At 70.2% G+C, this 25,329-nt stretch carries 22 protein-coding genes and 1 tRNA gene; 21 read left to right on the top strand and 2 right to left on the bottom strand.

Going from position 1 to position 25,329, the window contains the following annotated elements; genetic code table 11:
- Positions 1–5 precede the first annotated feature (5 nt).
- From recN to pyrG, 8 genes are all read left to right on the top strand, one after another.
- Positions 6–1,754: a DNA repair protein RecN gene (gene recN / locus QWI33_RS16630; protein WP_289958261.1), complete on the top strand. Its 1,749-nt coding sequence runs from the start codon at positions 6–8 to the stop codon at positions 1,752–1,754.
- A 76-nt stretch (positions 1,755–1,830) separates the two neighbouring features.
- Positions 1,831–3,033 carry a putative cytokinetic ring protein SteA gene (steA, locus tag QWI33_RS16625; RefSeq protein WP_289958260.1) on the top strand — a complete coding sequence of 401 codons (1,203 nt, stop codon included), beginning with the start codon at positions 1,831–1,833 and terminating at the stop codon, positions 3,031–3,033.
- Positions 3,030–3,959, top strand: a complete 930-nt coding sequence (locus QWI33_RS16620) for a copper transporter (RefSeq protein ID WP_289958259.1) — start codon at positions 3,030–3,032, stop codon at positions 3,957–3,959. Before steA ends, QWI33_RS16620 begins: the two co-directional genes overlap by 4 nt.
- A 10-nt stretch (positions 3,960–3,969) precedes the next feature.
- Positions 3,970–4,866, top strand: a complete 897-nt coding sequence (locus QWI33_RS16615; protein WP_289958258.1) for a hypothetical protein — start codon at positions 3,970–3,972, stop codon at positions 4,864–4,866.
- Entirely contained in the window at positions 4,863–6,572 is a 1,710-nt protein-coding gene (gene murJ, locus QWI33_RS16610; protein WP_289958257.1) for a murein biosynthesis integral membrane protein MurJ, read from the top strand. Before QWI33_RS16615 ends, murJ begins: the two co-directional genes overlap by 4 nt.
- A complete protein-coding gene (locus QWI33_RS16605; RefSeq protein WP_289958256.1) occupies positions 6,569–7,666 on the top strand; it encodes a glycosyltransferase family 4 protein in 1,098 nt (365 codons plus the stop codon). The genes murJ and QWI33_RS16605 overlap by 4 nt, the downstream gene beginning before the upstream one ends.
- A 34-nt stretch (positions 7,667–7,700) precedes the next feature.
- Positions 7,701–9,914, top strand: a complete 2,214-nt coding sequence (locus QWI33_RS16600; RefSeq protein ID WP_289958255.1) for a hypothetical protein — start codon at positions 7,701–7,703, stop codon at positions 9,912–9,914.
- 178 nt (positions 9,915–10,092) lie between these two features.
- A complete protein-coding gene (gene pyrG, locus QWI33_RS16595; protein ID WP_435367592.1) occupies positions 10,093–11,703 on the top strand; it encodes a CTP synthase in 1,611 nt (536 codons plus the stop codon).
- A 54-nt stretch (positions 11,704–11,757) separates the two neighbouring features.
- Here pyrG and QWI33_RS16590 read toward each other — a convergent pair whose 3' ends face one another.
- Positions 11,758–13,266, bottom strand: a complete 1,509-nt coding sequence (locus QWI33_RS16590) for an MFS transporter (RefSeq protein ID WP_289958253.1) — start codon at positions 13,264–13,266, stop codon at positions 11,758–11,760.
- A gap of 132 nt (positions 13,267–13,398) precedes the next feature.
- Between QWI33_RS16590 and QWI33_RS16585 the strand changes: the two genes are divergently transcribed.
- The 13 genes from QWI33_RS16585 to QWI33_RS16525 all read left to right on the top strand — a co-directional run bounded on the left by QWI33_RS16585 (position 13,399) and on the right by QWI33_RS16525 (position 24,173).
- Positions 13,399–13,950: a TetR/AcrR family transcriptional regulator gene (locus QWI33_RS16585; protein WP_289958252.1), complete on the top strand. Its 552-nt coding sequence runs from the start codon at positions 13,399–13,401 to the stop codon at positions 13,948–13,950.
- A gap of 19 nt (positions 13,951–13,969) precedes the next feature.
- A complete protein-coding gene (locus QWI33_RS16580; RefSeq protein WP_289958251.1) occupies positions 13,970–14,524 on the top strand; it encodes an NUDIX domain-containing protein in 555 nt (184 codons plus the stop codon).
- A gap of 199 nt (positions 14,525–14,723) precedes the next feature.
- Positions 14,724–15,845 (top strand): alanine dehydrogenase, encoded by a 1,122-nt coding sequence (ald, locus tag QWI33_RS16575; protein ID WP_289958250.1) that lies wholly within the window; start codon positions 14,724–14,726, stop codon positions 15,843–15,845.
- Between the two features lie 225 nt (positions 15,846–16,070).
- Positions 16,071–16,943, top strand: coding sequence for a ParA family protein (locus QWI33_RS16570; protein WP_353895498.1), 873 nt, complete (start codon positions 16,071–16,073; stop codon positions 16,941–16,943).
- A 77-nt stretch (positions 16,944–17,020) separates the two neighbouring features.
- Complete coding sequence (locus QWI33_RS16565; protein WP_289958249.1) at positions 17,021–17,896, top strand: segregation and condensation protein A; 876 nt, start codon at positions 17,021–17,023, stop codon at positions 17,894–17,896.
- Entirely contained in the window at positions 17,893–18,651 is a 759-nt protein-coding gene (gene scpB / locus QWI33_RS16560; RefSeq protein WP_289958248.1) for an SMC-Scp complex subunit ScpB, read from the top strand. The genes QWI33_RS16565 and scpB overlap by 4 nt, the downstream gene beginning before the upstream one ends.
- The gene (locus QWI33_RS16555) at positions 18,638–19,375 is read left to right on the top strand and encodes a pseudouridine synthase (RefSeq protein ID WP_289958247.1); all 738 of its coding nucleotides are present in this window, start codon (positions 18,638–18,640) and stop codon (positions 19,373–19,375) included. Before scpB ends, QWI33_RS16555 begins: the two co-directional genes overlap by 14 nt.
- A gap of 44 nt (positions 19,376–19,419) precedes the next feature.
- Positions 19,420–19,794 (top strand): YccF domain-containing protein, encoded by a 375-nt coding sequence (locus tag QWI33_RS16550; RefSeq protein ID WP_289958246.1) that lies wholly within the window; start codon positions 19,420–19,422, stop codon positions 19,792–19,794.
- Positions 19,795–19,895: 101 nt separating this feature from the next.
- On the top strand, positions 19,896–20,573 hold the full coding sequence (cmk, locus tag QWI33_RS16545) for a (d)CMP kinase (protein ID WP_289958245.1): 678 nt from the start codon (positions 19,896–19,898) through the stop codon (positions 20,571–20,573).
- Positions 20,566–21,957: a ribosome biogenesis GTPase Der gene (der, locus tag QWI33_RS16540; RefSeq protein WP_289958244.1), complete on the top strand. Its 1,392-nt coding sequence runs from the start codon at positions 20,566–20,568 to the stop codon at positions 21,955–21,957. The genes cmk and der overlap by 8 nt, the downstream gene beginning before the upstream one ends.
- Positions 21,958–22,042: 85 nt before the next feature.
- Positions 22,043–22,116: transfer RNA gene (locus tag QWI33_RS16535), tRNA-Pro, on the top strand.
- A 387-nt stretch (positions 22,117–22,503) separates the two neighbouring features.
- The gene (locus QWI33_RS16530) at positions 22,504–23,373 is read left to right on the top strand and encodes a hypothetical protein (RefSeq protein WP_289958243.1); all 870 of its coding nucleotides are present in this window, start codon (positions 22,504–22,506) and stop codon (positions 23,371–23,373) included.
- A 347-nt stretch (positions 23,374–23,720) separates the two neighbouring features.
- Complete coding sequence (locus tag QWI33_RS16525) at positions 23,721–24,173, top strand: hypothetical protein (RefSeq protein WP_289958242.1); 453 nt, start codon at positions 23,721–23,723, stop codon at positions 24,171–24,173.
- 174 nt (positions 24,174–24,347) lie between these two features.
- Here the strand turns inward: QWI33_RS16525 and QWI33_RS16520 are convergent, their stop codons facing one another.
- Positions 24,348–25,271 (bottom strand): GbsR/MarR family transcriptional regulator, encoded by a 924-nt coding sequence (locus tag QWI33_RS16520; protein WP_435367591.1) that lies wholly within the window; start codon positions 25,269–25,271, stop codon positions 24,348–24,350.
- Positions 25,272–25,329: the final 58 nt, after the last annotated feature.

The raw sequence follows: 25,329 nt of genomic DNA, 5'->3' as shown, positions 1-25,329 counted from the left end.
GAAGCGTGTTGGAGGAGCTTCGCATCCAGAATCTGGGCGTGATCGCTGACGCCACCTTGCCGCTCGATTCCGGCCTGACCTGCATCACCGGTGAAACCGGCGCCGGTAAGACCATGGTCGTGGCCGGTCTTGGTCTGCTGTTCGGCGGTCGTGCCTCCCGTGCTCCCCTCGGTGCTGACCGAGCCCTTGTGGAGGGTCGCTTCGCCGTGGGCGAGCACGCCCTCGAACTGCGGGAGCGCGCCATCGAGGCCGGGGCCGACCTCGAGGACGGCGAGCTGCTGCTAGCCCGCTCAGTGTCCTCTGAAGGCCGTTCGAAGGCCTGGGTCGGCGGCCGCTCCGCGCCCGTCGGCGTACTGGCCGAACTCGGCGAGCTGGCGATCTCGGTGCACGGCCAGTCGGACCAGATGCGGCTGCTGCAGCCCGCCGAGCAGCGGGCCGCGCTCGACCGCTTCGCCGGGGCCGACCACGGCAAGGTCCTCGAGGCCTACCGCGCCGTCTTCCATGAACTCGGCGCCTGCGCCGCCGAGCTCTCCCGCCTGCGCACCAGCGCCCGCGAGATGGCCCGCGAGGCCGACATGCTGCGCCTGGGCCTCGACGAGATCACCGCCGTCGACCCGCAGGAAGGCGAGGACGCCGAACTCGCCGAAGAGGCCCGCCGCCTCGAGAACGCCGAGGCCCTGCGCCTCGCCGCCGCCACCGCGCACGGCGCGATCAGCGGCGACCCGGCCACCGGCGAAGGCGGCGCGACCGACACCGTCGGCGCCGCTGCGCGCGCTCTGGAGCACGACGCCCACGCCGACCCCAAGCTCGCCGAGTTCGCCGAGCGCCTCGCCGAGGCCGGCGCACTCCTCGCCGAAGCCGCCGTCGACCTCTCCGCGTACCTCGACGACCTCTCGGCCGACCCGCAGCGCCTGGAGGAGATCTACCAGCGCCAGGCCGCCATGAAGACCCTGTTCCGCAAGTACGCCGAGGACCTCCCCGGCGTGCTGGCCTGGGCCGAGAACGCCACCAAACGGCTCGGGGAGCTCGACGTCTCCGACGAGCGCGTCGCCGAACTCGAATCGCAGCACGCGGAGCTCACCGCGCGGGCCGCCGAGCTCGCCGGGCAGCTGCGCGCCTCCCGCCGCGCCGCGGCCGAGCGCTTCTCCGCCTCGGTCTCGGCCGAGCTCAAAGGCCTCGCGATGCCGCACGCCGAGGTCACGGCCGCGGTCGAGCCGCGTCCGGCCGGCCGCGGCGGCATCGACCTCACGGTGACCGGCGGCGACGAGATGACCGTCTCCGGCGCCACTGAGGACGGCGCCGACGAGGTCGAACTTCTGCTGCGCCCGCACCCGGGCTCCCTCCCCGCCGCCCTCCACAAGGGCGCGTCAGGCGGCGAGCTCTCCCGCGTCATGCTCGCGATCGAAGTGGTCTTCGCCGAGATCGGCGGCCCGCCCGTCCTCGTGTTCGACGAGGTCGACGCCGGGGTCGGCGGCGGCGCGGCGATCGAGATCGGCCGCTGCCTCGCCAAGCTCGCCCGCCGCCACCAGGTGCTCGTCGTCACCCACCTGCCGCAGGTCGCGGCCTTCGCCGACCGCCACCTGGTGGTCTCGAAGGACACGTCAGGGGCCGTCACGGTCTCGGGCGTGCGCGTGGTCGACGACGCGGCGCGCGCACGTGAGCTTGCTCGCATGCTCGCCGGCATGCCCGATTCGCACCTGGGCGTGGCCCACGCCGAGGAACTGCTGGCAGAAGCGGCGAAGATGAAGTCCTAGCAAAGCGTCGCTCGCGGTGCCCGCCCCGGCGAGCCGTCGCCGCGGCGCGTGCGATCGGATGGCATGATGATGCACGATGCGTGTACCTAGCTTGCGTTTGCCCGGGCGGAGCCCGGAGGGCGACCCCTCCGATGATCGGCTGGTCGGCACCGCCCGCCTCGACCGCCGTACGAAGCGGCTGTGCGGCCGGCTCGAACCCGGCGACATCGCCATCATCGACCACGTCGACCTCGACCGGGTCGCCGCCGACACTCTGGTCGGCACCGGCGTCCCGGTGGTCGTCAACGCCTCGAAGTCGATCTCGGGCCGCTACCCGAACCTCGGCCCCGAAGTGCTCGTCAAGGCCGGGATCGTCCTCATCGACGGCGTCGGCGACGAGATCTTCGACCGCGTCCGCGAGGGCCGGTCCGTCTCGGTGGACATCGAGACCGGGGAGATCTTCTCCGGCGGCGACCTCATCGCCGAAGGCGCGGTCCAGACCGAGGCCACGGTCGGCGCCGACATGGAGGCCGCCAAGGAAGGGCTCTCGATCCAGCTCGAGGCCTTCGCGGCCAACACCATGGAGTACCTCAAGCGCGAGCGGGACCTCCTGCTCGACGGCGTGGGCGTGCCCGATGTGAAGACCTCCTTCAACGGCCGCCACGCGCTCATCGTCATCCGCGGCTACAACTACAAAGAGGACATCGACGTCCTCCGCCCCTACATCCGCGAGTTCAAGCCCGTGCTCGTGGGCGTCGACGGCGGCGCGGACGCGCTCCTGGAAGCCGGCTACACGCCCGACATGATCGTCGGCGACATGGACTCGGTCTCCGACGACGCCCTGCGCTGCGGCGCCGAGATCGTCGTCCACGCCTACGCCGACGGGCGCGCCCCCGGCATGGAGCGGATGGACAAGCTCGGGGTCCCCGCGATCCCGTTCCCGGCCGCGGCCACCTCCGAGGACATCGCGATGCTCATGGCCGACGAGAAGGGCGCCGAGCTCATCTGCGCCGTCGGCACCCACGTCACCATGGTCGAGTTCCTCGACAAGGGACGCGGCGGCATGGCCTCCACGTTCCTCACGCGCCTGCGCGTGGGCGGCAAGCTCGTCGACGCCAAGGGCGTCTCGCGCCTCTACCGCCAGGACATGTCGATCTCCGCCCTGCTCCTGCTCATCGTCTCCGGGCTCGCCGCGATGGCCACCGCCGTGGCCATCTCCACGGTCGGCCGCTCCTTCGTCGACGTCATCGCCGACTGGTGGGACGGACTGCTCTTCCAAATCCAAAGGCTGTTCTCGTGATCAACTTCCGCTACCACCTGGTGAGCCTCACCGCGGTCTTCCTCGCCCTCACCGTGGGCCTGATCCTCGGCACGGCCGCCCTCAACGGCCCCGCCATCGAGGCCTTCGAGAGCAACATCCAGAGCCTGCGCGACAGCAACGAGCAGCTGCGGGACCAGGCCGAGCAGATGGAGAAGGACCTCGAGGACGACCAGGCGTTCGCGAACGCCGTCGCCCCGTCCTACCTCGCCGGGCAGCTCACCGCGAAGAACGTCCTCGTCGTCGCCCTCCCCGGCGCCGACACCGCCCAGGTCGACGGCACCGTCGAGATGCTCGGCTACGCCGGGGCCACCGTCTCCGGCCGGATCTCGATCCTCGACGACTTCTTCGACCCGGCCAACACCGGCACCCTCGGCGACCTCGCCGAGCGCACCACCCCCGACACCATGACCACGCCCGTCACCTACGACGGCGTGACCGCGATGAGCTACGTGCTCGCCGCCGTCACCACCGGCGAAGCCGCCGGGACGACCGTGACGGTCGCCCCCGCCGACATCACCACGGTCATCACCGGCCTCAACGAGCTGGAGATGCTCACCGTCGAGACCGCGCCCACGGGCGTCGCCGACGGCGTCATCATCCTCGCCGGACCCGGGTCCACCGACTCCGACGCCGTCGAGCGCAACGCCGGCATGGTCGCCCTCACCAACGAGTTCGCCGCCGACGACCCCACGGTCTACGCGGCCACGACCGACACCGGCGACGGCAACCCGATCAAGACGCTCCTGGCCGAGAACGCCGACACCGTCGCCACCGTCGACAACGTCGCCATCACCCAGGGTCAGATCGCCGCGGTCGCCGCGCTCGCCGATTTCATCAATACCGGCACGGTCAACCACCTCGGCACCGGGGAGGGCGCTTCAGACCTGCTTCCCGGCGCGGCCTAGTATCGCGCCCATGAGCCAGCTAACGCGCACGGTAGGGCGGGCGTTCATCGGAGGCCTCGCCGCGGGCGGCACGATCGCCGCGATCAGCGCCGTACGCCGCTCCAAGTGGGCGGCCGAACTGGAACGCGTCAACCACAAGGGCGACACCGTGTCCCTGGCCGAAGGCCCGGGGATCACCGTGGGCGCCACCGCAGGCGCGGTGCTGGGGGCGAACTCCCCGGCGTACGCCGCTGCCGCGGCCGCCGCAGGGCTCACCGCCGGAGCGGTCGGCCTTTACGACGACATCGCCGACGCCAAAGGCGAGAAGGCCAAGGGCTTCAAAGGCCACGTCGGCGCGCTCCTCAAGGGCCGCTTGAGCGCCGGCTTCATCAAGATCCTCGGCATCTCCACCGCCGGCATCGCCTCGGCCGCCCTCATCGACCTGCAGAACGGCGAACTCACCGACGAGCGCCGCCCGCTGGTGCGCCGCCTCTGGAACGTCGGCGTGGGCGGCGGCGTCATCGCAGGCGCCGCCAATGTGATCAACCTCTTCGACCTGCGGCCCGGCCGCGCCCTCAAGGTCGTCACCCTCGCCTCCGCGCCCCTGTCGCGCTCGGTCGGCGAGAACTCCCGCCGCCGCACCGCCGCGGGCGGCGCCAACACCGCGCTCGCGGTCTCCGCGGCCGCGGGCGCCGCGATGGCCGACGACCTCGACGGCAAGACCATGCTCGGCGACGGCGGCGCGAACGCCCTCGGCGCGCTCCTCGGCCTCGCCTACATCGCCCGCACCGGCATGATCGGCCGCCACGTCGCCCTCGCGGGCGTCGCCGCCCTCATCGCCGCCTCCGAAAAAGTGAGCTTCACGAAAGTGATAGCCGAGACGCCCGTGCTGCGGGAGTTGGACGAGCTGGGTCGGACGAAGTCTTGACCGAGACCCGACGCGAAGTCGGTCGTGCCGCCTCGGTCATCGGTGCGATCACCGTCGCCTCCCGCCTGGCCGGATTCGGCCGGACGATGGTGTTCACGTGGGCCATCGGCCTCGGAACGCTCGGCACCGCCTACCAGACCGCCAACTCCATCCCGAACATCATCTTCGAGCTCGTCGCCGGCGGCGCCCTCGCCGCCCTGGTGATCCCGCTCCTCGCCGCCCCGCTCGCCCGGAACGACCCCAAACAGGTCAGCCATATCGCCTCGGCGCTGATGACCTGGGCGCTGACCATCCTCATCCCCGCCGGTCTGCTCGTGGCGGCCTTCGCGCGCCCGATCATCGTCCTGCTGATGCCGGACAACAACGCGGTCGCCGACCCGATCGCCAGAGAAGCGACGATCGACGCCGCCACCGAGATGCTCGTCCTCTTCGCCCCCCAGATCCCGCTCTACGGGGTCGCGGTCGTCCTCACCGGCATCCTCCAGTCGCACCGCCGCTTCGCCTGGCCCGCCCTCGCACCGCTCCTCTCCAGCGTCGTGATGGCCCTGGTCTACGTGATCTACGGCGGGATCTCCGGACGCGAGTTCGAGGTCGAGAACCTGGGCCAGAACGGCATCGTGTTCCTCGCCCTCGGCACCACCTGCGGCGTCGCCGTCCTCGCCGGCTGCCTCATCTTCCCGCTGCGCGGCCTCGGCCTCCATCTGCGGCCCGCCTGGCGGCTCGACACCCACGTCGCTTCCGGCCTGAAATCCCTCGCCATCGCCGGGGCCATTACCGTCGGCGCCCAGCAGCTGTGCCAGGCCCTGCTCATCCGCCTCGCCAACGGCAGCTCCGACCCGGGCGCCGTAGCGGTCTTCACCGTCTCGCAGACTTTCTTCCTCCTGCCCTGGGCCATCCTCGCGGTCCCGCTCGCCACCGCCGCGTACCCCGTACTGGCAGAAGCGTTCTCACTCGGCGAGCATGACCGGTATCAGCGCCGCCTCTCCCAGACCGGCCGCGCGATCCTCCTGCTCTCCGGCCTCGGCGTCGCCGCGCTCGCCGGACTCGCCGAGCCCATCGCGACCGTCCTCTCCTCGGTGTCGGCCGACAAGAGCGACAACACCCAGATGCAGATCCAGGGCACCCTCACCGGCCTGGCATTCGGCCTCTTCGGCTACTCGGTCTTCGCGATCTACTCCCGCGGCCTGTACGCCATCGGCCGCAACAAGTACGCCGCCGGAGCTACCTCGATCGGCTGGGCCGCCGCCGCCGTGGCCGCCGTCGTCCTCTCCGAGAACATGCCCCTCGCCGACCGCACCCTCGCCCTCGCGATCGCCTGGTCGATCGGCATGACCGTCATCGGCTTGGCGCTCACCGCCGCCATCGCCCGCCACACCGGCGCCGCGAGCCTGAGAGGCATTCCCAGGGCCGCGCTGGCCACTGTCGTGGCCGCAGTCGCGGCCGTCCTGGCCTCCCGCGAGATCATCGCGCTGTCGGGCCATGCCGGCAACTTCTACTCGGCCCTCTGGCAAGGCGTCGTCGTCGGCGGCGCCGTCGCCGTCGTCTACCTCGGGGTCGCCGCGCTCATCGGCGGATCCGGTGTGGTGCGCCCCGTCTTGCGACGCGCTGGCATAATCCGAGCGTCTGAAGAACCCGACGACAGCGCACTCGACGACAGCGCACCTGACGACCCAGTGCACGACGAGACCAGTGGAGCAGACAAGTGAGCCATCGCCGAATCGCCTTGGTGCTCGGCCCCTCGACAGGCGGCATCGGGACGCACGTCGCGTCGCTCGCGGCGGGCCTGGTCGAACGCGGCGACGCCGTCCTGGTCGTCGGCCCGCCCGAGACCGAGGAGCGCTTCGGCTTCCGCGCCAAGGGCGCCCGCTTCGCGTCCGCGCCGATCACGGCCAAGCCCTCGCCCGAACTCCCGCTCGCCTGGTGGTCGGCCCGGAACGCCCTGCGCGGCATCACCGGCCGCGGCGTCGACCTCGTGCACGCCCACGGCCTCACCGCCGGGCTCACCGCGCTCGCGGCCCGCCCCAACGGCGCCGCCCTCGTCACCACCTGGCACAACCAGCTCATCACCACCGGGATCAAGCGCCGCGTCTCCGACCAGATCGAGAAGCGCCTCGCCCGCGGCGTCGACGTGGCCCTCGCGGCCTCCTCGGACCTCCACGAGCACCTGGTCGACCTCGGCGCCCGCGACGCCCGTCTCGCGCCCGTGGCCGCCCCGCCGCGGGTCGCCGTGAGCGGCGCCGGCGCAGTCCGCGCCGAACTCGGCATCGGCGACCGCCCGCTGCTGCTCTCCGTCGGCCGCCTGCACCCGCAGAAGGACTACGACACGCTCATCAGCGCCGCGCAGCGCTGGACCGCGCTCGACCGGCAGCCGGTCGTCGTGATCGCCGGAGACGGCCCCGAGCGGCCGCGCCTGCAAGGCCTCATCGACGCCTCCGGGGCCGACGTGCGCCTGCTCGGCCACCGCACCGACGTCGCCGAACTCCTCGCCGACGCCGACCTGGCCGTCATCTCCAGCCAGTGGGAGGCCCGCCAGCTCTTCGCGCAGGAGGTCATGCAGGCCGGCGTGCCGCTGGTGACCACCCGCACCGGCGGCATCCCCGAACTCGTGGGCGACGCCGCCCTCTACTTCGAGGTCGGCGACGTGGACGGCCTCGACCGGGCCGTGAGCGACCTCCTCGACGACCCCGCCCGCCTCGCCGCCTACGGGGAGAAGAGCCTCGCCCGGGCGGCCACCTGGCCCGACGAGGCCCAGATGCTCGACTCGCTCGACGCGCTGTACCTGGAACTGACGGGAAGATAGCGCCGCCGTGTCGCGAAAACTCGATGCCGGGCGCTTGACCCGCAAAGCCCGCAAGGCGGTCGCCCGCGGCATCACCGAGAACCTGGGCCCGATCGGGGCCTGGTTCGCCGTCGCGGTCCTCGCCTTCGTGGCGATCTTCCAACTGCTCCCGGAGGACGGCGAGGAGGCGCTGCCCACCACCGTCGACTCGGTCGTGCTCCTGGGCGTCAGCGGACTCACCTGGACCGACATCGACTCCGAGACGACCCCGAACCTCGCCGAACTGGCGAAGGACGGCTCGCTCGCCGAACTGAACACGAACTCGGGCCGCGGCTTCACGTGCGCCCTCGACGGCTGGCTCACCCTCTCGGCCGGCGCTCCCGCCGTGAGCGACCCGTACGGGCAGGGCGCGCAGTGCGACCCGGTCTCGTCCGACCAGATCAGCGTCGAGGACGGCACGGCGACCGTGGGGGACATGACCGACCTCGTGACCCTCAACCGCGACCTCGAGCAGGGCACCCAGCTCGGCACGCTCGCCGCCGGCACCACCTGCGCGACCGCGATCGGACCCGGCGCGGCGTACGCCACGGCGAACTCGGTCGGGCGCGTCGGCGAGTACTGGCCGGGCGTCCCCAGCGGCGACGACCTGGCGGACGCCCTGACCGAATGCCCGCTCACCGTCGTGGACGGCGGCATCCTGCCGGTCGAGACCGCCTCCCGGACCGCGGCGCTCGCGAACCTCGACGAGACCGTCGGCGAGCTGCGGGCCGCCCGCGGCGAGGACTCGGCGCTCATCATCACCGGCATAGGCCAAGTGGCCGAGCCGAACCGACTGCTCGCCACCATCGCGAACTTCGCGACCGAGGAGGGCCACAACCTCCTCGACCTGCCCGCCGAGCGGCCCGGCTACCTCCGGCTCACCGACCTGACCGCGACCGTCCTGACGCTCCTGGACTCGCCGCCGCCGGACACGGTGACCGGCACGGCCGCCGGCGCCGCCGCCGACTCGAAGACCTATGAGGACCGGCAGGCGGTGTTCGACGACACCGACTCGCGGCTCATGGCCGCCGCCGTCGCGGCCCCGGCCACCCAGTGGCTCCAAGTGCTCCTGTTCCTCGCCCTGACCTTCGTGGCCTGGCCGCTGCTGCAGCTGCTGCGCCGCGCCGGGCAGCCCGGCGTCAAGCCGCCGCCGCTGTGGCTCATGCGGCTCAACATCGTCTCGGCGCTCGTGTGCGCCCTCTTCGTGGCCGCCGCGATCCTCGCGGACTTCTTCGGCTGGTGGTCGGCCGCGCACCCGGGCATCGTCGGGCCGCTCACCGCGCTCGGCATCGCCGTCGTGTGCGCGTTCCTCGCGATCGTCCTGCCCGGCCGCCACGGGCCCGCCGGCCTCATGGTCTCCGTGTCGGCCTTCGGGATCATCGTCACGGTCCTGGCGATGCTCCTGCACACCGAGGACCCGCTCGGGACCCTCCTCGGCGACTACACGGTCGCCGACTCCGCCTCGAACGAGCTCGGGCCGGTCGCCACCGGCATGTTCATCGCCTCGCTGTGGCTGCTCGCCGCCACCGTGTCCTGGCGGCTCCCGCGCCGCTTCCAATCCCCGGCGATGGCCGGGATCGGCTGCGTCGGCGTGCTCATCGCCTCGGCCGGGGTCCTCGGCGACTCCGTCCCGGCGGCCGTCGCCATCATCGTCGGCACCTGCCTCGCGGCGGCGCTGGCCACCGGCGGCTGGGTCACGTTCCCGCGCTTCGTGTGGTCGGGCCTCGCGGGCGTCGCGGTGCTCTTCGGCCTCTCCTGGATCGACTACCAGCGTCCTGAGGCCGAGCGCGGCGAACTCGGCTCGTTCCTGGGCGACATGCTGGGGGACACGAACGGGGTCATCGCCTCCGGCATCGGCTCGAACATCGTGGCGGTCTTCACCTCGCCGCTGAGCGTGCTCACCGTCATGGCCGGCGCCTACTGCTGGCTGATCCTCCTGCGCCCGGGCGGCGGCCTGCGCCGCGCCTTCGGCCTGTACCCGCCGCTGCGCGCCGCGTTCTCCGCCGCCGTGGCGGGATCGGCCGTCGCGGGCCTCCTCCTCGGCAAAGGCCTCATGAGCCTCGGCGCGGCCCTGGCCGTGATGGTTCCCTTGGCGGTCATCATGAGTCACCGCGTGCTGGCCCGCGCGCACGTCAAGGACGGCCAGTACTCGGACATGATCGTCGACGCACCGTCGTGGGTCGATGAGGAAAACGACGGTGAAAGTGTTAGTGTGGAATCCCGTGGATGATGCGATCCACCGGTTGCGTTCGACGAAGCTTGCAAGTCGAACAATGGGCTTAGCCCCAGCAGCTCGTTCGCCACGAACATCACGGGAGTCCGCCTTGGCCAGCGCCGCTAATGGTCAGATCCGTTCCACGAAGCACCTCTTCGTCACCGGTGGGGTCACCTCCGCACTCGGCAAGGGCATGACCGCCGCCAGTCTCGGCAACCTGCTGACCGCGCGCGGCCTCTACGTCGTGATGCAGAAGATCGACCCGTACCTCAACGTCGATCCCGGCACGATGAACCCGTTCGAGCACGGCGAGGTCTTCGTCACCGATGACGGCGGTGAGACCGACCTCGACATCGGCAACTACGAGCGGTTCCTCGACCGGAACCTGTCGAAGCAGGCCAACGTGACCACCGGCCAGGTGTACTCCGACGTCATCGCCAAGGAGCGCCGCGGCGACTACCTCGGCGCGACCGTGCAGGTCATCCCGCACATCACCAACGAGATCAAGTCCCGCCTGGCCGCGATGGCCGATCCGGACCCCGAGACCGGCCGCGTCCCGGACGTGGTGATCACGGAGGTCGGCGGCACCGTCGGCGACATCGAGTCGCTGCCGTTCCTCGAGGCGATCCGCCAGTACCGGCACGACATCGGCCGCGACAACTGCTTCTTCCTCCACGTCTCGCTCGTGCCGTACCTGGCCGCGTCCTCGGAGATGAAGACCAAGCCCACGCAGCACTCGGTGGCGCAGCTGCGCAGCATCGGCATCCAGCCCGACGCGATCGTGTGCCGCTCGGACCGGCCGCTGCCGGACGGGCTGAAGGGCAAGATCGCCGGGTTCTGCGACGTGGACGACGCGGCGGTCGTCTCCGCGCCCGACTCGAAGTCGATCTACGAGATCCCGAAGACCCTCCACTCGGAGGGCCTGGACGCCTACGTGGTCCGCAAGCTCGACCTGCCGTTCCGCGACGTCGACTGGACCGCCTGGGACGACCTGCTCGACCGCGTCCACAACCCGGTCGCCACCGTCGAGGTCGCGATCGTCGGCAAGTACGTCGAGCTGCCTGACGCGTACAAGTCCGTGGTCGAGGCGCTGAGCGCGGCCGGCTTCGCCAACCGCGCGAAGGTCAAGGTCCGCTGGGTCGTCTCGGACGACTGCGACACCGCCGAGGGGACCGCGAAGGCCCTCGCCGGGGTCGACGCCGTGGTGGTCCCGGGCGGCTTCGGCGACCGGGGGGTCCCCGGGAAGCTGCACGCCCTCACGTGGTCGCGCACGCGGCTCGTGCCGACTCTGGGCCTGTGCCTGGGCATGCAGTGCATGGCGATCGAGGGCCTGCGCGAGGTCGCCGGGCTCGTGGGCGCGAACTCCGAGGAGTTTGACCGCGAGGCCGAGCACCTGGTCATCTCCACGATGGCCGACCAGACCGACATCGTCGCCGGCCGCGGCGACATGGGCGGCACGATGCGCCTGGGCACCTACCCGGCACAGCTCGCCGAGGGCTCCATCGCCGCCGAGGTCTACGGCGCGACGGAGGTCAACGAGCGCCACCGCCACCGCTACGAGGTCAACAACGCCTACCGCGACCAGCTGCTGAAGTCCGGCTTCGTGATCTCGGGCCTCTCGCCCGACGGGCGCCTGGTCGAGTTCATCGAGCTCGACCGCGAGGTGCACCCGTACTACATCGCGACCCAGGCCCACCCGGAGCTGAAGTCGCGCCCGACCCGCCCGCACCCGCTCTTCGCGGGACTGGTCGAGGCGGCGCTGAAGCGCCAGGCCGCCGAGCGCCTGGATCTCGAAGCGGCGTAAGCGAACACGTAAAAGGCGGGCCGCTCCCCTCGGGGAGCGGCCCGCCTTTCGGCACTACTGTTGCGCGGGCTGCTCCCGCAGCGCCCGGCCGACCGCCACGGTCGCGAGGAGCACCAGCACCGCGGCGATGAGCGCCACGGTCCGCAGCCCGTCGGTGAACGCGGTCCTGGCGGCCTCCATGAGGGCGTCGCCCGTGGCGGCGGGCAGCTTCGCGGCGATGTGCGCGGCCTCGCCGAGCGTCTCGGCCTGGACCGGGGCGTCCGCCATCTCGCTGCGGTAGATCCCGGTCGCGAGCGAACCCAGGAGCGCGACGCCCATCGCGCCGCCGAGCTCGTACGCGGTCTCGGAGATCGCCGACGCCGCGCCCGCCCGGTCGGCCGGGGCCGCGGCGAGGATCGCGTCGTTGGTCACGGTCTGCGCGAGGCCGGCCCCGATGCCGATCAAGATGGAGGCGACCACGACCACCAGCGCGCCCTGCTCGACGCCGACCAGCGACATGCCCGCGAAGCCGGCCATCACGAACACCAGGCCGCCGATGATGGTGCGCACCATGCCGACCCGCTCCGAGAGCCGCACGGCGAACAGGCCCGCGACCACGGAGACCGCCATCTCGGGCAGGAGCAGCAGCCCCGCCTCCATGGGGGAGAAGCCGAGCACGAGCTGCAGGTACTGGGTGAGCAGGAACAGCGACGAGATCATCGCGAACACGATCGTGAAGTTCGTGGCCAGCGAGGCGCTGAAGCGGCGCAGCCGGAACAGCCCCACGTCGATGAGCGGGTGCTCCAAGCGCAGCTGCCGTGCGATGAACGCCGCGCCGAACGCGAGGCCCGCGATGAGCGACACGACGGCCGTCCACGTCAGGCCGTGCTCGGCGATCGTCTTGACGCCGTAGACGAACGGGAACATCGCCAGGAACGACAGGGCCACGCTCGGCAGGTCGATCCGGCCCGGGTTCGGGTCCTTCGACTCCGGCACGAGCAGCGGCGCGACGACCACGACCGCGAGCGAGACCGGTGCGGCCATGAGGAACACCGAGCCCCACCAGAAGTGCTCCAGGAGCCAGCCGCCGATGATCGGCCCGGCGGCCGCGCCCGCGGAGAAGCCTGAGGCCCAGATCGCGATGGCGAACTTGCGCTGGCGGTCGTCGTGGAACAGGTTCCGCATGAGCGCCAGGGTGGTCGGCATGAGGGTCGCTCCGGCGAGGCCGAGCAGCGCCCGGGCGGCGATGAGCGCTTCGGCGGTCGGCGCGTAGGCGGCGAGGACGCTCGCGGCGGCGAACGCGGCCGAGCCGATGACGAGGAGCCTGCGGCGGCCCACGCGGTCGCCGAGGGTGCCCATGGTGACCAGGAGTCCGGCGAGCATGAACCCGTAGACGTCGACGATCCACAGGAGCTGGGAGCTGGTGGGCGCGAGGTCTTCGGACAGGAACGGCACGGCGAAGCCGAGCACGGTCATGTCGATCGAGATGAGCAGGACGGGGAGCACCAGCACGGCCAGCGCCCAGCCCTGTTTGGGGGTGATGCGGGCGCGGGGCTCCTGCGGTGCTCGAAGCGTAGCGGCCATGGGTTTCACTCTTTCTTGACGTGAGCCGCGGCGCGGCTCGCGAGGCGGCATCCCCGGACACCGGGCGTGCCGGAGGCCGACACGCCCTTCGACTGTACCGTCCGGACGGTACAGTTGGCATCTGGAGGAAACATGAAAGAGCCGGAGATCACCACCCGGGACCGCATTCTCAACGCGCTCCAGCGCATCCTCGTGGACCAGGGCTCCTCGGGCGTGACCTTGGAGAAGGTCGCCGCCGAGGCCGGCGTCTCCAAGGGCGGGCTGCTGTACCACTTCAAGTCCAAGTCCGAGCTGTACGACGGCCTGGCCCGCCGCCACCGCGCTGTGGAGGAGGCCAACATCGCCCAGGCCCGCGAACGCGGCGTCGTCGAGATGTTCCTGGAGGTCTCCTGGGTCGAGTCCGAGGAGTCGGCGGCCGGGCTCTGGGCGCTGCTCACCGCATTGCGCGGCACCGGCGAGCTCTCCGAGCAGGCCCGGGCCGACGTGCTGTTCATCTTCAACGGCTGGCGCGACCTCATCCACGAGCAGGTCCCCGACCCGGTGACCGCCGAGATCGTGCGCCTGGTCGGCGACGGCCTGTTCCTCTCGGCGCTCGCCGGCGCCCCGCTGCCGGATCGCGCGGTCGTCGAGCAGATCCTTCGGCGCCTCAGCGGCGAGGCCGCGGAGCCCGATCCCGAAACCTGAGCCGACTAGTGTGGCCCTCGTGCATGAGTACCGAGTCCTCGACAGCGAAATCATCCACCGCGGCTGGGCCTACGACCTGACCGCCGAGACCATCGCGATGCCCGGAGGCGGCACCGCCAAGCGCGAATACCTCCAGCACGTCGGCGCGGTCGTCACCGTCCCGCTCGACGAGCAGGGGCGGGTCGGCCTGATCCGCCAGTTCCGGGTCCCGGCGAAGGAGCTCCTGTGGGAGCTCCCGGCGGGCCTGCGCGACGTCGAAGGGGAGGACCCGGCCGTGGCCGCCCGCCGCGAGCTCGCCGAGGAGGCCGACCTCCTCGCCGCCGACCTCGTGAAGCTCGGCGAGTTCTACTCCACCCCGGGCATCTCGAGCGAGATGATCCACTACTACCTCGCCACCGGCCTGAGCCCCGTCCCCGAGGCCGACCTGCACGAGCGCACCGACGAGGAGACCCACATCGAGCTGGTGTGGTGGGACCTCGACAAGGCCATCGCCGCCGTCGCGGACGGGGAGATCCGCAACGGCGTCTGCGCGCTGGCGCTTACCCTTACGAAACTCCACCTCGACCGAAACTGACCCGCAACATCCAAGGCGCACGCTCACATGGCCCGTCGCATCATGGTGCGACGGGCCGCCTTACGATCACGGCGACGACGCCGTCCGAACCGCTGAACCCACAAGGAATGCGGGCTCCAGGACACCCGGCGTCCTAGACTGCCCGTGCGGGATGCCGACCGGCCCCGAACTGGCACAACGCTTCGGAAGGAACCCGCACGTGAAAGTCGCCGTCCCCCGCGAGATCAAGAACAACGAGTACCGCGTCGCCCTCACCCCCGCCGGGGTCCACGAACTGGTCGCCGCCGGCCACGACGTCTTCATCGAGACCGGCGCCGGCCTCGGCTCGGCGATCACCGACGCCGACTACCGCACCGCCGGGGCCCTCATCTACCCCGACGCCGAATCGACCTGGGACGCAGGCGATCTCGTCCTCAAGGTCAAGGAGCCGATCCAGGCGGAGTTCCACCGGATGCGGCCCGGCCAGACCCTCTTCACCTACCTCCACCTCGCCGCGGGCCCCGAGTGCACCGACGCGCTGCTGGAGCACCACGTCACCGGCATCGCCTACGAGACCGTGCAGACCGCCGACGGCCGCCTGCCGCTCCTGGCGCCCATGAGCGAAGTGGCCGGGCGCCTCGCCGTCCAGGCCGGCGCCTACCACTTGCAACGCCCCGAAGGCGGCCGCGGCACCCTCATGGGCGGCGTCCCCGGGACCGCGCCCGCGCGCGTGGTCATCATCGGCGCGGGCGTCTCGGGGATGAACGCCGCCGCCATCGCCGTCGGGATGCGCGCCGACGTCGAGCTCCTCGACCTCAACGTCGACCGGCTCCACGTCGCCGACGACCTCTACCAGGGCCGTCTGCGCACCATCGTCTCCAACCGCTTCGAGGTCAAGCGCGCCTGCAGCGAGGCCGACCTCGTCATCGGCGCAGTCCTCGTCCCGGGCGCCAAGGCCCCCACCGTGGTCGACGACGACGTGCTCGCCGAGATGAAGGACGGCGCGGTCCTCGTCGACATCGCCATCGACCAGGGCGGCTGCTTCGCGCACTCCAAAGCCACCACCCACGACGACCCCACGTTCACCCACGCGGGCAAACTCTTCTACTGCGTCGCGAACATGCCCGGGGCCGTGCCGAACACCTCGACGTACGCGCTGACGAACGCCACGCTCCCGTACGTCATGAAGCTCGCCAACCTCGGCTGGGCCGCGGCCCTCAAAGCCGACCCGGCCCTCGCGCGCGGTCTCAACACCTACGCCGGGCAGGTCGTCAACGAACCCGTCGCGATCACGCATCACCTGCCGCTCATGCCGATCGCGCAGGTGCTCGCGGAGAACTGACGTCCCAACAGGACTCGGGCCCCACTCTGCACAGCGGGCGATCTCACGCCGGGTGCCTCGGAGTCTCCCAAGCCGTCGACAGCCTCGATACACTGACGTACAGTCGCTAAGACAGGCAATGGTGAGACGCCCGGCACCCGGTGTCGACCTCGCACCCGGAGGCGCGAAGAAATGAGCAGTGTGGACAGCAACGACAAATGGGCGGCCCTGCGAGGCGCCGCGCAGATGCCTCCCGCTGACGGCACGGAGGACCTGACCTCGCCCGACCCGGAGTCGTACACCAACAAGCGCGAGATCCCCCAGCCCCAACCCCTGGAGCGCCACGGCCCGGCCCGCGTCATCGCCATGGCCAACCAGAAGGGCGGGGTCGGCAAGACCACCACGACCATCAACCTCGGTGCGGCCCTTGCCGAGTACGGCCGCAAGGTCCTCATGGTCGACTTCGACCCGCAGGGCGCGCTCTCGGTCGGCTTCGGCACCAACCCCCACACCCTCGACCTGACGGTCTACAACCTCCTCATGCAGGACGACGTCGACATCGACGACGTCATGGTCAAGACGAACGTCGCGGGCCTGCGCCTCCTCCCGGCCAACATCGACCTCTCGGCCGCCGAGATCCAGCTCGTCAACGAAGTCGCCCGCGAGCAGACCCTCGCCCGCGTCCTGCGGCCGGTCATCCCCGACTTCGACTACATCCTCATCGACTGCCAGCCCTCCCTGGGGCTCTTGACGATCAACGCGCTCACCGCCGCGCACTCCGTGCTCGTCCCGCTCGAGTGCGAGTTCTTCTCGCTGCGCGGCGTCGCCCTCCTCCTCGACACCGTCGACAAGGTCCGCGAGCGCCTCAACTACGACCTCGAACTCGACGGCATCCTCGCGACCATGTACGACTCGCGCACCACGCACTCGCGCCAGGTGCTCCAGCGCGTCGTGGAAGCCTTCGGCGACAAGGTGTTCTCCACCGTCATCACCCGCACGGTCCGCTTCCCCGAGACCACCGTCGCCGGCGAGCCCATCACCACCTGGGCCCCCGCCTCCTCCGGCGCCCGCGCCTACCGCCAACTCGCCCGAGAGCTGATCGCCGCAACGGATAAATAGGGTGCCGAAGTCCTTACGCCCCATGAAACCCGGAGTTCACCCCGTAGTGGCCCTGGCGCCCGTCTAAGCTGGCGTGCGTGACCGACCAGCAGCCGCCCCAGCTCCCGACCCAGCGGGAGGGCGAACCGGAGGAGGCCGAGACCGGCTTCCACGTCCGGCTCGCCAATTTCGAGGGCCCGTTCGACCTGCTGCTCCAGCTCATCGGCAAGCACAAGCTCGACGTCACCGAACTCGCCCTCCACCAGGTCGCCTCCGAGTTCATCACCTACGTCACCGGCCTCGACGACGCCTGGAACCTCGAGGAGACCTCCGAGTTCCTCCTCATCGCCGCCACCCTCCTCGACCTCAAGACCGCCCGGCTCCTGCCCGGCACCGTCGTCGACGACGAAGAGGACCTCGCCCTCCTCGAGGCCCGCGACCTCCTCTTCGCCCGCCTCCTGCAGTACAAGGCCTACAAGGAAGCCGCCGGCGCCATCGCGATGTTCGTCGAGTCCGCCGCGACCCGCATCCCCCGCAACGTCGGCCTCGAAGAGCGCTACAAAGGCCTGCTCCCCGAACTCGTCCTCGACCTCACCCCCGAGGAGTTCGCCGCCCTGGCGGGCAAGGCGATGCAACCCAAACCGCCCCCCACCGTCGGCACCGGCCACATCCACATGCAGCGCGTCTCCGTGCGCGAGCACGCCGTCATCATCTCCCGCCGCCTCCAGCGCGTCCAGACCGCGACCTTCCGGGCCCTCACCTCCGACTGCGAATCCCACCTCGAAGTCGTCGCCCGGTTCCTCGCCCTCCTCGAGCTCTACCGCGAAGCCCTCGTCGGCTTCGAGCAGATGCAGGCCCTCGGCGAACTCACCGTCCGCTGGCTCGGCGGGAACGTCACCGAGATCGACGTCGACGAGTACGCGGGAGCACCCGCAGAACCGCAAGCACCACCGGGGGAGGAACCGAGCACATGACCGAGCACCTGGGAGAGTCCCTCGAACACGACCTGGCGACCTGGAAGATGCCCGGCGCGCGCCAAGAGGCCGCGCCGCTGCGGCCCGACACGCCCGCCGACGAACCGGTCGCCGAAGGCGACGAGTACGCCGCCGCGCTGGCCGCCGCCCCCGCCCCCGCGGCATCGGACGAAGAACCCGAGGTCACGGCCGTCAGCCCCGTCCCCGACGACGTCGACCTCGGCGCCGTCCTGGAGGCGATCCTCATGATCGCCGAAGAACCGCTGAGCGAGGAGTTCCTCTCCTCGGTATTGGAGCGGCCACGTTCACAGGTGCGCGAGCAACTGGGTCGACTCAGCGCCGAATACACTGGTGACGGACGCGGATTCGATCTGCGTCGCCAAGCCGGCGGCTGGCGCTTCTACACCCGGGCGGACTACGCCCAGTACGTGGAGCGTTTCGTCACCGACGGCGCCTCCGCCCGCCTCACCAAGGCGGCACTGGAGACGCTCGCCGTGGTGGCCTACAGGCAGCCGGTCACCCGCGGCCGCATCTCGGCCATCCGGGGCGTGAACTGCGACGGCGTCATGCGCACGCTCGTCGCGCGCGGCCTGGTCGAGGAGTGCGGGACCGACCCGGACTCGACGGCGACGCTCTACCGCACCACCACCCTGTTCTTGGAGAAGATCGGACTGGACACGGTCGCACAGCTCCCCGAGCTGGCCCCGTTCCTACCGGACGACGTGACGGATATCGAGGAAGATGAACAACGCTGACGAAGAGGGCATCCGCCTGCAGAAAGTCCTGTCGCAGGCCGGGATCGCCTCCCGCCGTGCCGCAGAGGACCTGATCACCCGCGGCAAGGTGAAGGTCAACGGCGAGCGCGCCCACCTGGGCCAGCGCGTGGACACGTCCAAGGACGTCATCCACGTCTCCGGCAAGCGGGTCATGACCGACGTCGACAAGGTGTACTTCGCGATCAACAAGCCGCGCGGCATCGTCTCGACCATGGAGGACGAGGAGGGCCGCCGCTGCCTCGCCGAGTTTGCCAAAGGCATCGACCAGCGCGTCTTCCACGTGGGCCGGCTCGACACCGACTCCGAGGGCCTCCTGCTGCTCACCAACGACGGGGAACTCGCCAACCGCATCATGCACCCCTCGCACGGCCTGCCGAAGGTCTACCGGGCCCAGGTCGCCGGGATCATGGACCGCGCCACCTGGAACAAGCTGCTCAAGGGCATCGAGCTCGACGACGGCATCGCGAAGGCCGACAAGCTCAAGATCATCGACGAGCACGCCGGCCAGTCGTTGATCGAGATCACCATCCACGAGGGCCGCAAGCACATTGTGAGGCGGCTCATGGACGAGGCCGGCCACCACGTCTCGCGCCTCGTGCGCACCGAGATGGGCCCGGTCAAGCTGCGCAACCTCAAGCCGGGGACGCTCCGCAGGCTCACCCCGAACGAGGTGGGGGAGCTGTACCGCGAGGTCGGACTCTAGCTGGCTGTACTGACGGAAGCACATGGCCCGGTTAGGGTTCGGGCATGTCAACGATTCTGAACGTGATCTGGTTCGTGCTGGCCGGGCTCTGGCTCGCGATCGGCTACTTCTTCACGGGTCTGCTCTTCTGCATCTTCATCGTGACCATCCCGTTCGGCATCGCGAACATGCGCCTGGCCGGGTACGTGCTGTGGCCGTTCGGGCGGACCGTCGTCTACGACCGGGACGCCGGCTGCTTCTCGCTCCTGGGCAACGTCCTGTGGCTGATCCTGTTCGGCTGGGAGCTCGCGCTGGCGCACCTCGTCACCGGGTTCCTCCAGGCGATCACGATCATCGGCATCCCGCTCGCGGTGGCGAACTGGAAGATGATCCCGATGGCGCTGTGGCCGATGGGCGCGCGAGTCATCGAGAAGCGCTGATCCGGCGAGTCCCCAATAGTGAGGTCATTCCACACCTCACCAGGTATAACCGGGCATGATGTAGGTTTGCTTGGTTTGCAGTTGAAGAACGGAGCGCGACAGTGCCTGAGCAGAAGAGCGGACCGGTCGTCGCGATCGACGGCCCGTCCGGGGCCGGGAAGTCGACCGTGGCCAAGACTTTGGCGACCGCGATCGACGCCGCGTACCTCGACACCGGCGCCATGTACCGCGCCGCGACGCTGGCGGTCCTCAACGCCGGCGTCGACCCCTCGCAGACCGCACTGGTCACCAAGACCGTGAAGAACGCGAAGCTCGAGTTCGGGACCACCCCCGAAGACCCGTTCACCCGCGTCGACGGCGAGGACGCCGACCTGGCGATCCGCGGCGACGAGGTGACGAAGGCGGTCTCGGCGGTGGCCGGGAACAAGTCGGTGCGGAAGCACCTCATCGACGAGCAGCGGCGGATCATCGCCGACGCCAAGGCGGGCATCGTGGTCGAAGGCCGCGACATCGTCTCGGTGGTCGCTCCCGACGCCGACGTGAAGGTCTACCTGACCGCCGACCCGGTGGAGCGCGCCAAGCGGCGCGCCGCCGAGAACGGCGCCGACGCGAACACCACCGCGAAGGACATCGAACGGCGGGACACCGCCGACTCGAAGACCACCAGACCCCTGGAGGCTCCGGAAGGGGCCGTGGTGATCGACTCCACGACGCTGCCGATCGTGGAGGTAGTGGCCAAGATTCTGGCCTTGCTGAGCAACAGGGAAATTGATGACTGACGAAGTGACCTGGACCGGCGACGACGGTTGGAGCGAGAGCGACGACGTCGACGAACGCGGTCCGGTCCCGACGGTGGCCGTCGTCGGCCGCCCCAACGTGGGCAAGTCGACGCTGGTGAACCGTATTCTGGGCCGCCGCGCCGCGGTGGTGCAGGACGAACCGGGCGTGACCCGCGACCGCGTGGCGTACGACGCCGAATGGGCCGGGCGGGAGTTCAGCCTGGTCGACACCGGCGGCTGGGACCCGGACGCCGAGGGCATGGCGAAGTCCATCGCCCTGCAGGCCGAGCTGGCGATGCGCACCGCCGACGTGATCGTGTTCGTGGTCGACTCCCGCGTGGGCCCCACGGACGCCGATGAGGCGGCCGTGCGCATTCTGCGCTCGACCCGCAAGCCCGTGATCCTCGTGGCCAACAAGGCCGACTCGGAGCGCCAGGAGGCCGAGGTCCACGAGCTGTGGAGCCTGGGCCTGGGCGAGCCGTTCCCGATCTCGGCCCTCCACGGCCGCAACTCGGGCGACCTGCTTGACAAGATCGTCTGGGCGTTCCCCGAGGAGCCCACGGGCCAGCTCAAGGAGCGCGGCCCCCGCAAGGTGGCGCTCGTGGGCCGTCCGAACGTCGGCAAGTCGAGCCTGCTCAACCGCATCGCGGGCGAGGAGCGCGCGGTCGTCGACAACGTCGCGGGCACCACGGTCGACCCGGTCGACTCCCTCGTGGAGATCGACGGCGAGGACTGGGTCCTGGTCGACACGGCGGGCCTGCGCAAGCGCGTCAAGTTCGCCTCGGGCACCGAGTACTACGCCTCGCTGCGCACTGAGGCCGCCGTCGAGGCCGCCGAGGTCGCCCTGGTCCTCCTGGACGCCTCGGAGCCCATCAGCGAGCAGGACCAGCGGGTCCTGACCCAGGTCACCGAGTCCGGGCGCGCGATGGTCCTGGCGTTCAACAAGTGGGACCTCGTGGACGAGGACCGGCGGTACTACCTCGAGAAGGAGATCGACCGCGAACTCGGCCAGGTCTCCTGGGCCCCGCGGGTCAACGTCTCGGCCACGACCGGCCGGGCCGTCGAGAAGATCGCCCGCGCCCTGCGCGAAGCGCTCGAAGGGTGGGGTCAGCGCGTCAGCACCGGCGAGCTGAACAAGTGGATCAGCGACCTCCAGGCCGCCACGCCGCACCCGGTGCGGGCCAACAAGGCCCCGAAGGTCATTTACGCGACCCAGGCCGCCGCCGAGCCGCCGCGCTTCCTGCTCTTCACGAACGCGCCGTTCGACAAGCAGTACCTGAAGTTCATCACGCGCAAGCTTCGCGAGGACTTCGGCTTCGTCGGGACGCCCATCGACCTGGTGGTCAAACCCCGCGAATCCCGCAAGAAGGACAAGCGGAAATAGCCATTCTCACACCGGGGACCTCGCCTCAGAGGCCCCCGGGACCATAGGCTAAAGTTGTGTCCGCCGCGGACAACGCGGCGGAAAACGGGCTGTGGCGCAGCTTGGTAGCGCACTTGACTGGGGGTCAAGGGGTCGCAGGTTCAAGTCCTGTCAGCCCGACAAGAGAATAATCGTTCGAACCCTGGGCACCTTTTTAGGGGCCCGGGGTTCTGACGTTTTACCCGACTGGTAGCCGCAGGTCCTGGATTCTTGCAGGTGGTCGCAGAGGCCGGAAGTGACTGGCGGGCTCGTCTTGCTCGATGTGGGGGCTCTTGGCCCCGTCCACGGCGAGAAAGGCCTTCTCGAAACACAGGGCACCGAGGGTCGACACCAGGTGAAGCCCGTGAGCGCCTGGACGGCGTCGTTGCAGAGGTGATGTCAGGGTCAGTGACCCTTGACGACCTACCACCAGATCTACCACCGGTCATGTCCACCAAGGGCTGTCGGGCGGGCCCCTGCCATCGAGTGGGATCCTCGCTGTGGGGTGCATATCCGTATCCTTGACGGATGTGGTGGTGGCTGGCGGGTTCTGGCCTCGTTGCGGCGGGGATCGCTTTTGTGCAGTCGCTCGCCGCGGCACAATTGGGCGCCGTGACGCTTGTGCGGACCGCTATCGTTCTGGCACCCACCGGGACTGGTCTCGACGCCGTGTTCGGGCCGATCGTGGACCGGCCGCAGCTGGCACGCGGACTCGTCGGTCAACTCGCAATACCGGTGAGCCTGGGGTGCTTCCTGTCGCTCGCGGCCGCACCGGTGGTCGGCAACACCACGGCGCTGGTGCTCAAGCACGGGACGGGGTACACGGCGACATGGGCTGAGCTCTACCCCGAGCCTGGCCGATGGCTCGTCGGCGCCGCGCTGTTCGCGGTCGTCGCCGCACACGCTGCCGCCCACATTGCCTTGGACATGCACCTGCGCGGTTGGGGTTTGGTGCGGAACACGGGGTGCCTTTGGTGGGCCGGGGCGCTTCCCGGGCTCGCGCTCTTCTCCTGGGCGTGGCGGTCGATCACCGGCGCCGACGCGCTCACCGCCGCGCTGGCCCTGGCGGCAATGTCGCTCGCGCTGGCTTGGACGGCGAACCGTGCAGTGTGGGGCTGTTACGCGGAGATGGGTTTCGTGCCGCCAGTAGCCACCGCTGCTGATGGGACCGACCGTTCTCGCGTGATGGCCCGTCTGGGGACCTGGATGCTGATCCTGACCGGTGCCGCACTCGCCGCGTTGGTGCGCGGACTCGACATCGGCGCATACGGCTCTGGGCCGGGCATAGCACTGCTCACGCCCGCAGTGATCTTGGTGGCCACCGTCGTCAAGGACTTGATCGGCGACGTCGGAGAGGCGTTCGCCCGCCGCCATGGGCTCCCGTATCACCGAGACTAGGTCGGCGCTATTGATGTCCACGGCGGCTCCGTGGGTGCGCCGCCGCTCTAGAAGATCAGAACCCTGGCGATGCCGATTCGATCGTTTGCTGACGAACTTCCTGATCGCCTGGCCCGCAGGCTCCGACGGAGCTGGAGGGATTTCGGGGCACCTCGCATCGCCTTGCTCGTCGCCTTCGCAGCGGGTCGCGCCGGATTCCCGCCGGTCTCCCGCCGGGATTCCGCCTGGTGGCACGGGCCGCCCGCGAGAAGACTGTCCTGGATGGGATGCGCGACGGCATCCACGACCCCAGCGCGAATCCGGCGGTGCAGCTCACGGCGGATCGCGGCATAAGGAGTGATACCCCGATGTTCCAAACCCTGAAGGGCCGCATGCGGATCGCCTCGGCGACCATCGCCGCGCTCACACTCGCGCTCACGGGATTCGCCGTCTTCGGCACCGCCACGGCGGCATCGTCCCAGGCCGTCGACGACAGCGCGGTCACCCCCGCTGAGGACGCTGGGATCCTGGGCATCCCCTGCGAGACCGGCACCGGCTGGAACGGGGACAACCCCACCTCGCAGATGTACGCCTGGGCGAGCTGCGACGAGCCCGGCTCCGACGACATCAACCTGTGGGCGTTCAGAGTCAAGTTCAGCTGCACCAGCGAGGCGGGCTACCGCTACAGCTACTGGTACAGGGCCGACGGCCGGACCATTCGCGGTTACTGCCCCAGGGGCAAGCGCGTCGACATCTCGTCGGTGGAGACGCTGTACAACGGAGGCCTGGAAACCGCGGGAACGCTCGACGGGACCCGGTAGCCAAGGCCTAGAGCACACCCGGAAGGTGCGGGGGATCGCGGGCCGGAGCTGCCACTCCGGCCCATTCCTTTGCGACGGTGGCTCCTAGGGGCGCGTCTCTCGAATGACCAGGCCCGGGCGGTCGGTCGAATATCGACGGTCGCCGGTGCCGTCGATTTCCGCTTCAAAGAGGCCTCACTCCTGGAGGTTCTCGCGTTGGGCTTGGCTCAGGCGATCTTCTCTGGTGGTGATGGTGTAGCTGTCTGGGTCGACGGGTTGCAGGTTTAGGGGATCGGCGATCTCCGGGTGGTGCCGGATCGCCTCAAGTGCGGCGGTGGTGCGGTCCGGGGGCCATTCGAGGGCGGTGGTCAGTGCGCCGAGCGTGATCGGTCGTCCTACGTGAGCGAGGGCGGCGACCACGGTCAGCGCGTCGTCAACGACCGAATCGGCAAGGGTGCTGCCGCTCATCTGTTCGCTAAGCCGAGAGAAGAACCGGCCCATCGTGGCCAGTCGGACACCGGCGACCGAGTCGGCGCCGAAGATCGCGACGCCTCGCTCGGCGGCGGTCGCGACCCGGCCGTGGGCACCGGTGTCGGCCTGCCAAGCGCGGAGCCAGACCTCGTCGTCGATGACGTATCGCTCGCGTCGGCTGCCGGGATCCGGTCGGCGGGCCACCAGCTCCATGTCTTCGAGGAAGGCGATGGACTTGGACACCGACGCCGGACTGACCCGCAACCGCCGCACCAGGTCGGCGGCGTGCAGGCCGCCGGAGTCGGCGGTGAGCAGACAGACGAAGACACGGGAGGTCATGCGGGGCATACCGGTCGCGGCCAGCAAGGTCGCGAAGTCGTCCACGAATTCGCTCCCTGCCGCAGCCGGCCGCTCGTCGGCCGCCGGGTCGGTGGGCCGGGACGGCCGGCGGCGGCGTGCGCGGTCATCGGCGGCCCGCTGTGCGCGATCGGCCCGGTAGGCACCGGGGACGCCGTTGCGGACGACCTCGCGGCTGACGGTGGACGTCGGGCGGCCGAGGCGTCGGGCGATCTCGGCGTACCCGAGTCCCTCGGCCAGCCATGCCTCGATCCGTCGGCGATCCTCATCGGTCAGCCTGCCTCCGGGCACCGGCATACCTCCTCTGTTGCGTTCGCCAACAGTACATTGCAACGAGCTGGTGGATGCT

It is taken from the genome of Glycomyces tritici, from assembly GCF_030403505.1.
This window is presented reverse-complemented; position numbering and strand designations above follow the sequence as displayed.